Annotated in this window: 9 protein-coding genes and 1 CRISPR repeat array; of the genes, 8 read left to right on the forward strand and 1 reads right to left on the reverse strand. The window is 38.5% G+C overall.

The genetic code is table 11. The features are described 5' to 3' along the window. Window positions 1-94: 94 nt before the first annotated feature. From cas12a to OCV47_RS07975, 6 genes are all read left to right on the forward strand, one after another. Window positions 95-3,913: a type V CRISPR-associated protein Cas12a/Cpf1 gene (gene cas12a, locus OCV47_RS07950; protein ID WP_262654610.1), complete on the forward strand. Its 3,819-nt coding sequence runs from the start codon at window positions 95-97 to the stop codon at window positions 3,911-3,913. A 107-nt stretch (window positions 3,914-4,020) separates the two neighbouring features. Next, entirely contained in the window at window positions 4,021-4,830 is an 810-nt protein-coding gene (gene cas1, locus OCV47_RS07955) for a type V CRISPR-associated endonuclease Cas1 (RefSeq protein ID WP_262654636.1), read from the forward strand. Between the two features lie 31 nt (window positions 4,831-4,861). Further along, window positions 4,862-5,137 (forward strand): CRISPR-associated endonuclease Cas2, encoded by a 276-nt coding sequence (gene cas2, locus OCV47_RS07960; protein ID WP_262654611.1) that lies wholly within the window; start codon window positions 4,862-4,864, stop codon window positions 5,135-5,137. Window positions 5,138-5,263: 126 nt separating this feature from the next. Beyond that, window positions 5,264-5,863: direct repeats of the CRISPR family, unit length 36 nt; unit sequence GTTAAGTAATATAAAAGAATTTCTACTATTGTAGAT. Between the two features lie 385 nt (window positions 5,864-6,248). After that, window positions 6,249-7,136, forward strand: coding sequence for a hypothetical protein (locus OCV47_RS07965; protein ID WP_262654612.1), 888 nt, complete (start codon window positions 6,249-6,251; stop codon window positions 7,134-7,136). Window positions 7,137-7,168: 32 nt separating this feature from the next. Then, the gene (gene rbsK / locus OCV47_RS07970) at window positions 7,169-8,077 is read left to right on the forward strand and encodes a ribokinase (protein WP_262654613.1); all 909 of its coding nucleotides are present in this window, start codon (window positions 7,169-7,171) and stop codon (window positions 8,075-8,077) included. 95 nt (window positions 8,078-8,172) lie between these two features. Continuing rightward, the gene (locus OCV47_RS07975; protein WP_262654614.1) at window positions 8,173-9,405 is read left to right on the forward strand and encodes an MYG1 family protein; all 1,233 of its coding nucleotides are present in this window, start codon (window positions 8,173-8,175) and stop codon (window positions 9,403-9,405) included. A 76-nt stretch (window positions 9,406-9,481) separates the two neighbouring features. Here the strand turns inward: OCV47_RS07975 and OCV47_RS07980 are convergent, their stop codons facing one another. After that, a complete protein-coding gene (locus OCV47_RS07980; RefSeq protein WP_262654615.1) occupies window positions 9,482-10,948 on the reverse strand; it encodes a PucR family transcriptional regulator in 1,467 nt (488 codons plus the stop codon). A 159-nt stretch (window positions 10,949-11,107) separates the two neighbouring features. On the opposite strand from OCV47_RS07980, the gene OCV47_RS07985 reads away from it, so the two are divergent. Beyond that, on the forward strand, window positions 11,108-12,418 hold the full coding sequence (locus OCV47_RS07985) for a uroporphyrinogen decarboxylase family protein (protein WP_262654616.1): 1,311 nt from the start codon (window positions 11,108-11,110) through the stop codon (window positions 12,416-12,418). 18 nt (window positions 12,419-12,436) lie between these two features. Further along, window positions 12,437-13,435, forward strand: a complete 999-nt coding sequence (locus OCV47_RS07990) for a uroporphyrinogen decarboxylase family protein (protein WP_262654617.1) — start codon at window positions 12,437-12,439, stop codon at window positions 13,433-13,435. Window positions 13,436-13,456: the final 21 nt, after the last annotated feature.

The following is a 13,456-nucleotide window of genomic DNA, read 5'->3' on the forward strand; positions in this document are numbered from 1 at the left end:
ATAAATGGAAACGAATATACAGAAAAATATTGTAAAAGATAATAAAATCAGATACAATCAGAATAGATAGAGAAAAATATAGGGGGCTAATATCATGGAAGATAAACAATTTTTAGAGAGATATAAGGAATTCATTGGATTGAATAGTCTGAGCAAAACACTTCGTAACAGTTTGATCCCTGTTGGAAGTACTTTGAAACATATACAGGAATATGGGATTTTGGAGGAAGACTCTCTGAGGGCACAAAAACGAGAAGAATTGAAGGGAATCATGGATGATTACTATCGGAATTATATTGAGATGCATTTAAGAGATGTTCATGATATTGACTGGAATGAGCTGTTTGAAGCGTTGACAGAAGTGAAGAAGAATCAGACGGATGATGCAAAAAAATGTTTGGAAAAGATCCAGGAAAAGAAACGTAAGGAGATTTATCAATACTTATCGGATGATGCAGTGTTTTCAGAAATGTTTAAAGAAAAAATGATTTCTGGAATTCTGCCAGATTTTATTCGCTGCAACGAGGAATACAGTGAAGAAGAAAAAGAAGAGAAGTTGAAAACCGTGGCCTTGTTCCATCGTTTTACCTCTTCGTTTAATGATTTTTTCTTAAACAGAAAAAATGTTTTCACGAAAGAAGCAATTGCCACAGCCATTGGTTATCGAGTAGTACATGAAAATGCAGAGATCTTTCTGGAGAATATGGTGGCATTTCAAAACATTCAGAAAAGTGCGGAAAGCCAGATCAGTATCATAGAGAGAAAAAACGAACACTATTTTATGGAATGGAAATTATCACATATTTTCACAGCAGATTATTATATGATGTTGATGACGCAGAAGGCAATCGAACATTACAATGAAATGTGTGGTGTGGTTAATCAACACATGAAGGAGTATTGCCAGAAAGAAAAGAAAAACTGGAACCTGTATCGCATGAAGAGACTGCATAAACAGATTTTAAGCAATGCATCCACTTCTTTCAAGATTCCGGAAAAGTATGAGAATGATGCTGAAGTATACGAGTCAGTCAACAGCTTCCTGCAAAATGTTATGGAGAAAACGGTGATGGAGCGGATTGCCGTATTAAAAAACAACACGGACAACTTTGATTTGAGCAAGATCTATATTACAGCACCTTATTATGAAAAAATATCGAATTATCTGTGTGGTAGTTGGAACACAATTGCTGATTGTCTGACACATTATTATGAACAGCAAATAGCAGGAAAAGGAGCTCGGAAAGATCAAAAAGTGAAGGCAGCGGTAAAAGCTGACAAATGGAAATCATTGTCAGAAATAGAGCAGTTATTGAAAGAATATGCAAGAGCAGAGGAAGTCAAAAGAAAGCCAGAAGAGTATATAGCAGAAATTGAGAATATTGTTTCGTTAAAAGAAGTACATCTTTTAGAATATCATCCGGAAGTGAACCTGATTGAAAATGAGAAATATGCTACAGAAATAAAAGATGTATTAGACAATTATATGGAATTGTTTCACTGGATGAAATGGTTTTATATAGAAGAGGCTGTAGAAAAAGAGGTAAACTTTTATGGAGAACTGGATGATTTGTATGAAGAGATAAGGGATATTGTTCCATTATATAATAAGGTACGAAATTATGTGACACAGAAGCCGTATTCTGATACGAAAATAAAATTGAATTTTGGTACTCCGACACTTGCAAATGGCTGGTCAAAGAGCAAGGAATATGACTATAATGCAATTTTGCTTCAAAAAGATGGAAAATATTATATGGGAATTTTTAATCCGGTACAAAAGCCGGAAAAAGAAATCATAGAGGGGCATTCACATCCTCTTGAAGGAAATGAATATAAAAAAATGGTATATTACTATCTTCCATCAGCGAACAAGATGCTTCCTAAAGTCCTGCTCAGTAAAAAAGGCATGGAAATTTATCAGCCATCGGAATATATCATCAATGGATATAAAGAACGCAGACATATAAAATCAGAAGAAAAATTCGATCTGCAGTTTTGCCATGATCTGATCGATTATTTCAAATCTGGAATAGAGCGAAATCCAGACTGGAAAGTATTTGGATTCCATTTTTCTGATACAGATACCTATCAGGATATCAGCGGATTTTATCGCGAGGTAGAAGACCAGGGATACAAAATAGACTGGACCTATATAAAAGAAGCAGATATTGATCGTTTAAATGAAGAGGGAAAACTTTATTTATTCCAGATCTATAATAAGGACTTCTCGGAAAAAAGTACAGGAAGGGAAAATCTTCATACCATGTATCTGAAAAATCTGTTCAGTGAAGAAAATATCAGAGAACAGGTGTTGAAATTAAATGGAGAGGCAGAGATCTTTTTCCGTAAATCCAGTGTAAAGAAGCCGATTATCCACAAAAAAGGCACCATGCTTGTGAACCGCACGTATATGGAGGAAATGCATGGAGAATCCGTAAAAAAGAATATTCCGGAGAAAGAGTATCAGGAAATTTATAATTACATGAATCATAGATGGAAGGGAGAACTATCAGCAGAAGCAAAGGAATATTTGAAAAAAGCAGTCTGCCATGAGACGAAAAAAGATATTGTGAAAGATTATCGCTACAGTGTGGACAAGTTTTTTATTCATCTTCCAATTACAATTAATTACAGGGCTTCAGGAAAAGAAGCGTTAAATTCCGTTGCACAGAGATATATTGCGCATCAGAATGATATGCATGTGATTGGTATAGACAGAGGGGAACGGAACCTCATCTATGTATCTGTTATCAATATGCAGGGAGAGATTATAGAGCAGAAATCTTTCAACGTGGTAAATAAATATAATTACAAAGAAAAGTTAAAAGAAAGAGAACAAAATAGAGATGAAGCCAGAAAAAACTGGAAAGAGATCGGGCAGATCAAGGATTTAAAGGAAGGATACCTGTCAGGAGTGATACATGAAATTGCTAAAATGATGATAAAGTATCATGCAATCGTAGCAATGGAAGATCTGAATTATGGATTTAAACGGGGGCGTTTTAAAGTAGAACGGCAGGTTTATCAGAAGTTCGAAAACATGTTGATTCAAAAGCTGAATTACCTCGTTTTCAAAGACCGTTCAGCAGATGAAGATGGTGGTGTACTGCGTGGTTATCAGTTAGCCTACATTCCTGATTCCGTGAAGAAACTGGGAAGACAGTGTGGAATGATTTTCTATGTTCCGGCTGCATTTACTTCAAAGATAGATCCAGCTACCGGATTTGTTGATATATTCAATCACAAGGCTTATACAACCGATCAGGCAAAGCGTGAATTTATCTTATCTTTTGATGAGATTTGCTATGATGTGGAAAGACAGCTGTTTCGATTCACATTTGATTACGCCAACTTTGCTACACATAATGTGACACTGGCCAGAAATAACTGGACTATTTATACCAACGGTACAAGAACACAGAAAGAGTTTGTTAATAGACGTGTGCGTGATAAGAAAGAAGTATTTGACCCGACAGAGAAAATGCTAAAATTACTGGAATTAGAAGGTGTAGAATATCAGTCAGGAGCGAACCTTCTGCCGAAGCTGGAAAAGATCAGTGATCCGCATCTGTTTCATGAATTGCAAAGAATAGTCCGTTTTACTGTGCAGTTGAGAAACAGTAAAAATGAAGAAAATGATGTTGATTATGATCATGTAATCTCTCCGGTATTAAATGAAGAAGGCAAATTTTTTGATTCTTCTAAATACGAGAACAAAGAGGAGAAGAAAGAAAGCCTTCTGCCGGTAGATGCCGATGCTAACGGTGCATACTGTATTGCATTAAAAGGCTTATATATCATGCAGGCTATACAGAAAAACTGGAGCGAGGAAAAAGCATTATCACCAGATGTTTTACGATTAAATAACAATGATTGGTTTGATTACATACAGAATAAAAGGTATCGATAGATGGAAGCCAGGATAACTTGCTATATCAATCATCCGCACAGATAAATGGGACGAAGGCGCATGAAACAATTGATGAGAAAACATATTCAACCAGAAAAAGTGCCATGATGTCATTGGACGTTTATTCAGAAAAGTATGGTTTATGCAGAAAGATTGTTGGATTCCCTATCTGTTTAATGAGCACGACATTTAAGGTGTATGAAGTGCTGGGGGCAAGAATGGAAGGAAATACATTATTACGCCGTCATCAGTATGATTATGCAGGAGATGAGATTGGCAGAAAAATTGAGCAGAACAAAATAAGAAATCAGGCTCAGGCACTGCGAAATATCAGGAGAAAGACGGAATATTTAAAAGAGGGAATCCAGTTGCTGGATGATATGCAGATGCAGTTGGAAGCAGAAATGGAATATCTTGAAGTCATGGGAATCGAAGGAAATGCGGCCAGAATCTATTTTCCAAGAATGTTTGATAATGTACAGTGGAATGGACGAAAACCAAGAATCAAAAATGATTATGTCAATGTAACACTGGATATAGGATACACCATGCTTTTTAACATTGTAGATGCCATGCTACAGGTGTATGGATTTGATACCTATTATGGGGTATTCCATAAATGCTTTTATATGAGAAAATCACTGGTATGTGATATTATGGAGCCGATGCGTCCAATCGTAGATTATGAGATTAGAAAAGCACTCAATCTGGGACAGTGCAAAGCGGAAGACTTTGATGTATATGATCAGCGTTGGTGTCTGAAATATAAAAAGAACCCAGAATACATACAGTTTTTGATGAAAGCAATCCTGGAATACAAGGATGATATTTTCCTGTATGTACAGCAGTACTATCGATATTTTATGAAGAGAAAAAGTGTAGAAGAGTTGCCAGTATTTTTATTGCATAAAGTGTAAAATGCAATTGTTATTTGAAAGGGGACATAAGATGATTATAGTGAGTTATGATATATCTGACGATAAATTACGGGCAAAATTCGCAAAATATTTGTCACGATTCGGACATCGAATTCAGTATTCTGTTTTTGAGATTGACAACAGTCCAAGAATCGTGAATAATATAGTAAACGACTTGAAGAATAAATATGAATCCAAGTTCAGTCAGACAGATAGTGTGATTATATTCAAAATGTCTTCCAGTTGTGAAGTAATGAGGTTTGGGTATGCGAAAAACGATGAAAAAGACTTTCTGATCATCACTTAATGCAAACCTCAGTCTTAATAAACGAAAAAGAATATATTACTTAACCAGATGTGTGCAAATGTGATAAAAAGAATAAGTTTAAATAAGAAAAACAGCTCCCCAATTGTGAATATTCACGGTGTAGGAGTTAAGTAATATAAAAGAATTTCTACTATTGTAGATATTATGCCAGAGGGAAATGCAGTAATGTTAAGTAATATAAAAGAATTTCTACTATTGTAGATCCGTCTCAAACCATTTCGATCCGGTGTTAAGTAATATAAAAGAATTTCTACTATTGTAGATCATACCTCACCATTTTCAGATTCTTCGTTAAGTAATATAAAAGAATTTCTACTATTGTAGATCATCCAGGTTGTCCCACACTTCTCTGGTTAAGTAATATAAAAGAATTTCTACTATTGTAGATTGCCATTATTTGACAATAAAAACTTCAAGTTAAGTAATATAAAAGAATTTCTACTATTGTAGATTACGATAGCGCATCATATTTGTCCTGTAGTTAAGTAATATAAAAGAATTTCTACTATTGTAGATTTTACTTTCACCTATCTTCCATCCTCGTTAAGTAATATAAAAGAATTTCTACTATTGTAGATCGAAAATGGCTTAAATACAGCATTCGCGTTAAGTAATATAAAAGAATTTCTACTATTGTAGATCATGATCTCCGGCATTATTGCGTATCTAGTTAAGTAATATAAAAGAATTTCTACTATTGTATGTTGAGACACGAATATGCGACACATTAAAACAAAAAGAGAAATATATTGTATAAAAAGTGATTGACGCAAGTGACGATTCAAAGTATAATAAAGTCACATCAAAATAAGACACAAATCATATTGTCTGAGCCTTATTTCAAATGTTCCGATCAGAGTATAGGGCTATCTACAGTTTCAAAGCCGATTCGGCTGTAATATTCAGTTTTGATGAAAAGAGAATAGTGGAATTGGCGGAGAGAAGAGACATTGGATGTACAATCAGCAGGGATGCGATGTATATACAGGGTTATGGAAGAGACCATATAAAAAGATATCTGTAATGATACGATATCTTTGCAGATATAAATACTTATCTTTTTGCTCATTTCACAAAAGGAGCAGGAAAGATGGAGAAGGAAAACCGTGAAGTAAAGAGCAGTGTATTTGCAGATTTATTTTATGAGGACGAAAGCGCAGAGAAAAACATTATTTCCCTGTATAATGCGCTGCATGAGGAACCACTGCCGGAGGGAACTCAGATTGAAAAGATTCATGTTGGAGATGCGATTTACATGAATCTGAAGAATGACATATCTTTTGGTGTTGGTGGAAAGACCATTATAATGGGAGAACATCAGAGTACAGTGAATGAGAATATGCCACTTAGAAATTTACTGTACATCGGAAGAGTATATGAGCAGATTGTCCCTTCAGAAGCACGTTATCGAAAGAAAAGAGTGACACTGGCAAAACCAGAGTTTTATACTTTTTATAATGGCATAGAAAAAGAAGAAAAGGAAAGATGGATGAGGCTTTCCGATGCATATAAAGAAGAGAACGGAGATTCAGGACTGGAAGTAGCTGTAAAAATGATTAATATCAATCCAGACAGCCAGCATGAGATACTGGAAAAATGTTCGGTTTTAAAAGAATACAGCCAGTTCATTGAAACAATAAGAAAATACCAAAATACAAAAGAAAAATTTCCGTATAGAAAAGCAATGCGGGAATGTATCGAGAAAGGAATATTAAAGGACTATCTTATGAGAAGAGGAAGCGAGGTGGAAAATATGTTACTGGCAGAATATGATTATGAAACAGATATTGCAGTACAGAGAGAAGAAGCGCATGAAGAGGGCTATGGACAAGGCTATGGACAGGGATATGAGAGGTGTGAAACTGTGATGGCAGAACTAACAGATAAATTGTTAGGAGCTGGACGAATCAAAGATTGCCAAAGAGCAATGAAAGATAAGGAATTTCGAAAGCAGCTTATGCAGGAATTGGGAATATAGGCTTTATAACATATTTATAAGGAGTTTTTCGCATGGGTAAAATTTTAGTAATTGGCAGTCTGAATATTGATATGGTGATGAAGGTGGATCATATGCCAACAGTCGGTGAAACCATCCTTTGTGATGGCATGAAGCTGGTGGCCGGTGGCAAAGGTGCGAATCAGGCCTGTGCAGCCGGAAGACTTGGTACGGACGTGACTATGCTGGGAGCTATTGGGAATGATAGCCATGGCGAGATGCAGCGTGATAGCCTTCAGCGATCTGGCGTGGATGTGTCCGGGCTGATTACAAAAGAAAGGGTCAGTACCGGAACGGCATTCATTACGGTAAATAAAGAAGGCAATAACAGTATTGTGGTAGTGCAGGGAGCAAATGCACAGTTTACACCGGAGGATATCGAGGCACATCGGGATCTGCTTGAAGAGTGTGAGATCGTGATTTTACAGCTGGAGATTCCGATGGATACTGTTCTTTATGCGGTGAAGCTGGCGAGAACACTTGGCAAAACAGTGATTCTGGATCCGGCTCCTGTACCGGAGCATTTTCCAGAAGAGCTTTACCAATATGTAGATATCATCAAGCCAAATGAATCTGAATTATCACGACTGACCGGTATTGCAGACGCACAGAATCATCTGGAAGAAGCGGTGCAGATTGTGAAGGATCATGGTGTAAAGAATGTGTTGGTTACCTTAGGCGGTGATGGTGTATATCTGGATACAGAAAATGAACCGCCGGTTCATATACCTGCAAAGAAAGTGGAAGTAGTAGATACTACGGCGGCAGGAGATTCCTTTACAGCGGCGCTGGCGGCAATGCTGTTAGAAGGAAAAACATTGAAAGAAGCGGCAGAATTTGCCAATCAGGTATCTGCGATTGTAGTAACAAGAGAAGGAGCGCAGGACTCCATTCCGACATTACAGGAAGTGCTGACAAAATAAAAAAGGTAAATAAAGGGTTCTTTTATGGTAAAATCTGTAGAAGAACCTTTTATAATGGAATATAAAAAAAGCAACAGAAGGAGTACAGGCAACACATGAATCAATTGTTATCAGAAATCAGAAAGAAAGATGCATCTGCTTTCACTCACGGCGGAAAGTTCCATGCAGATGATGTATTTTCAGCAGCGCTGTTATTCTATTTGAATCCGGAGATTCAGATTGGGCGTGGCAATCAGGTGCCAGAGAATTACGAAGGAATCGTGTTTGATATTGGGAGGGGAGCTTATGACCATCATCAGAAGGAAAGCCGGGTGCGAGAGAACGGAGTGCCATATGCAGCATTTGGTCTTTTGTGGGAGGCACTTGGAGCAGAGATATTAGGTGAGGATCTTGCGGCTCAGTTTGATGAATCCTTTGTACAGCCTCTGGACCAGAATGACAACACTGGAGAGAAAAACGAGCTGGCTACATTGATCGGGAATTTTAATCCAACCTGGGATGCCACAGGAGGTACGGATGAGGCTTTTTTCCAGGCAGTAAGTGTGGCTGGTATGATCCTGGAGAATAAGTTCCAGCGATATCTTGGAAATGAGCGGGCAGATAAGCGGGTGGAAGAAGTGCTTCAGGTGCATGAAGCGGATCTCAAAGCCAGCAAAATCCCGGCTGAGCAGGAAAGGATTCTGATACTTCCAGAATTTGTGCCATGCCAGAAGCATCTGTCTGAGACAAAGATTGCATTTGTGATTTTCCCTTCCAATCGTGGCGGATATTGTATACAGCCACAAAAGCGAGAATATTCTATGAACTACAAATGCAGCTTCCCAGAAGAGTGGCTTGGGCTGGAAAAGGAAGAATTGGTAAAGGAAACCGGTCTGGAGAGCGCCGGATTCTGTCATAAAGGTGGCTTTCTGATGACCACAGGAACTCTGGAAGATGCTGTAAAAGCCTGTGAGATCAGTCTTCAGGTCTTTCACGAAGAACCCAAGATTGTGAATCTGGGAGGATCAGTGGAGAGTGATGCGCTTCTGCGCCAGCTTCCAGAAATGCAATCCGTACAGATCGTTCATATGGATCTGCCAGATGTCCCAGAACTGAACCAAGAGGGAATCTACGGGGAAGTGGCTATGGAAAAAGCGGAGTGGAAAAGTCTGGTGAAAGAGCAGGTAAAGAAGATACTGAAGGTAAAGCCAGAGGCTGTCTACATAGAAGGCAACGTATTCTCCACTTATCCGATTATACACATATTGCGGAAAAAGCATGTTCCAGTGTTGACAACTGTGGAAAAAGACGGTGAGAAGCGGATTGTGCGGATTCCATCTGGATCGTGAGAGAATTGCGGAAAAACAAGGCATTTTGGTGAGTAGTTGCTATAGGACATGATGATAGCGGAGTGAAAGAACTCCGCTATTGTTTTGCACAGAGATAGGATACCATGAGATATTCACGTTCATAAACAGAATCCAGATCCAGACAGAAAAGAGTAGTTATTTTTTTCAGGCGGTAGACCAGAGTGTTTTTATGAACGAAAAGTTTTTGAGCAGTCAGAACGCGATCCCGTTCGCATTCAAGGTAAATATATAAAATGTGATAAAAATCGGTATGATGAATCTGGTCATACAGTTGAATTTTTGCCAGGGCAGGGTGTATGGCATGACATCGAACTTCATTACTTTTATGAAGGCTGACAAGATCCGAAAGAGCACAAAAATAGTAATTTTCCACATTGCGATCAGAAGCAGATCGTGCCTGAAGGTATTGTATGTAGATATGAGTGATTCCAGAAAAAGAATAACTGCAGAAACACCGAAAATTTAGTTTGCTTACAATGTCCAGAAAGGAAGGGGGAAAGACAGTCTGATTTCGGTTATCAGAGAAATCAGTGGAAGTTTCTGAGACAGGAATGCAGCACACAATTTCGTCTTTGGCAGAATCGGGGCTTTCGCAGAAAATAAGTTCTGGAAAATAGGCGCATAATGCCTGTAAATGATAGCCGCTTGTTTTCCAAAAAACAGGTTGCTTTTTTAATAGTGCAACGATACAGAACTGGTCCGGTTTCCAACCCTTTATACGGATAAATGTTTCAAAACCGGTAGAATCGAGGCGTTTGCCCATAAGAAAATCACGGAACAGATTTTGTATGATACTACCCTGCATAGTTTTTTTCTCATGACCTGCAATCAGACAAAGTGCCTGTTTTAATATGAATGCAAGATGTTTTTGATAAATTTCAAATGACGTCTGGCTGATGATGACTAGCTGACCTGTCAATTCATGTTCCACATTTTCCTGGCTGATCATCATAGAATACGGGTAATGATCTGCGTATTTTTCATAAAATATTTCACAGTTCCATTTTTGAGGCAATTTTTCCAGATAAGTTCCATTTTGCATATGCACCAGAGAATCAACGGATAGAGCTCCAAGATCCCAGAAATCGTCCCAGTTTTTGTTGACACTGCCCTTCGGATACTGTCTGGAAAATGCAGTAATTTGGAGACTGTTATCAGTAAAGAACATTGGACCAAAAATATCAGCACAGGCATCGATAATTGTTTGCTCAGGATTGTCAGCTCGGAAAGCGGAGAGCATGTTCTGTTCCCATTGCTGATAGAAGACAAAGGCATCCATGATAGTGTCGAAAACATCTTCCAGTTCCTGTGTGCGCAGACTGATTACGTCTTCGCGATGAACCAGAAGAACTTCCTGTACCTGAGACCGTTTTACAAAATCAGAGGTGCGTCCAATGTACAGATAATTACGGTCTGGAGTTTTTTCATAAGAAAATAAACGAATACCAGCGATGGTCAGATCATTTGAAACAATGGTGGATACGGGATGGTATCGTTGAATCCAGTGTTCAATAATATGCATGCTAAGCTTCATAATTGTATTTTCGTCTGTACAGACGAATTCCCTTTCTGAATATTTTTTGAATCTGTTTCGTGTGGATATATACACAAAAAAATGTATTGATATAATTAAATTATAGTCAAAAAGACGAAAAAAGCAAGAAAGAGGTGTTCGATTGTGATGGAAGAAAAGAAAAATTTTGATGCAAGTTCTTCATGGTTTGCTACAAATGTCCGTGCAGCCGAAAAGGATGCTCCAGCTGCTGAAAAGTTTGCAAAACGAGTGCAGCTGGTAGAAGATGCCACAGCACTGAGGGAACCGGAACGTATACCAATGTGTCCAATGCTTGGAGCACTTCCTTACAATTTGGAAGGTTCTTCTTATCGGGCTGCCATGTATAATTATTCAGAAGCGTCAGAAGCGTTGGTAAAATTCTACCAGGAATTTCAGCCTGATGCTACGACACATACAGGTTTTACCAGTGGAAAGGCAAATGAACTGGCTCAGTCTACGATGATTGACTGGCCTGGAAGACCTGGAACCAGTGTTCCAGATTTTTCAACACATCAGGTGATTGAAAATGAATATATGGATGAGAGCGAATACCCGGAGTTATTAAAAGATTTTACCGGATTTATGCTTCGCAAATATATTCCGCGTGCATTCCCGTCATTGAAGGGATTAGCAGATATTCGCTTTGTTCCATCAATTGTTCTGAATACGACACCATTGGCTTCGTTGTATTCCAGACAGGCTCAGGAAGCATTTTCGCTTTTGGCAAAAATAGGAGAGGAAGATGCAAAGGCGGCAGAAGCCTCTAATGCAGTATCCAATCGGCTGGCAGATCTGGGTTTCCCACCGATGTTTACCGGTGCAGGAGAAGCACCATTTGATATTATTGGAGATTATTATCGTGGAACATTGGCGACTTTAACCGATCAGTTGGAATATCCGGAGGAACTGGAAGCAGCCTGTGATATGATGGCAGATATTCAGATTGAGTCATGGCAGTATTTTAAATATGTGCCACTTCCAGTAAAGCGTGTATTTTTCCCGCTTCATAAGGGAATGGACGGATTCATGAGTGCAGAACAATATGAAAAGATTTACTGGAAGCCATTAAAAAAATGTATGTTGGCACTGATTGATATGGGAGTAACGCCTTACATTTATACAGAGGGTAAGTATAATACAAGACTGGAGCAGCTGGCTGATATACCGAAAGGCAAAGTAATCTATCATTTTGAAACTGCGGATATGGCAAGGGCAAAGAAGATTCTTGGCGGAACGGCAGCGATTTCCGGCAATTTACCGATGTATATTTTGGAACATGGAACCAAACAGCAGGTAATCGATGAAACGAAGAAGTTGATTGATATTTGCGCTCCAGGTGGTGGATACATTTTTGATACCAATGGATGTATTGATAATGCAAAAAGAGAAAATCTGGAAGCGATGTTTGAAACAATTTATACGTATGGCCAGAAATAAATAGCAGGAGGTGCAGATATGCTTACGATTCGTGAAAATTTTATGGAAACAATAAAAGGTGGAAACCCTGATCGTTTTGTAAAGCAATATGAATATCAGGAGTGGATCAATGATCCTCTTTTCCCAATCTATTTTGGAGTAATTACACCTGGAGGAGAATGGGTAAATGGATGGGGTGTAAAAAATAAATTTCCGGCAGGCGTTCCTGGACCATTTCCATGCTGCGAAGGAGACGATAAAGTATGTAAGGATGTGGCACATTGGCGAGACTATGTGAAAGCTCCGAATCTGGTGCTTCCACCAGAAGCCTGGAAGGACTGTGTAGAACAAGTAACACATATTGACCGTAAAGAAAAGTTTGTCACAGCCAAAGTGTTCTGTGGTATTTTTGAAAAACTGCATTATCTGATGGGTATGGAAGATGCCATGATTAATTTTTATGATGAACCGGAGGCTATGCATGAACTGATTGATTATCTGACAGACTGGGAGATTACACTTGCAGAAGAAACAATCAAGTATGTGCATCCAGACGCATTATTCCATCATGATGACTGGGGAAGCCAGAGAAGCCTGTTCATTTCCAAAGAAATGTTTGATGAATTCCTGCTTCCGGCGTATAAAAAGATCTATGGATACTGGAAAGCAAATGGAGTAGAGGTGATTATACATCATTCTGATTCCTATGCTGCAGATCTTGTACCGGAAATGATTGAAATGGGTGTAGATGTATTTCAGGGCGTAGTAGGAACCAATAATATACCGGAGTTAATTAAACAGTATGGTGGACAAATTACATTTATGGGTGGTCTGGATAATGGAATATATGATATGCAGGACTGGACACGGGAGAAAGTACGTACTGGCATGAAGAAGCTTCTGGAAGAAGCGGGACCACGTTATCTGATACCTGGGCTGACGATGGGAGGACCAGAAAGTACCTATCCGGGATTATATGAGGCAGTATCAGAAATTGCAGGAGAATTTGATGCAATCTATTTCCCATTAAAGAAGTAAAAATCGTGTATTGGCGGGGGG

Origin of the sequence: Muricoprocola aceti (assembly GCF_025567005.1) — a bacterium.
GTDB lineage: Bacteria > Bacillota > Clostridia > Lachnospirales > Lachnospiraceae > Marvinbryantia > Marvinbryantia aceti.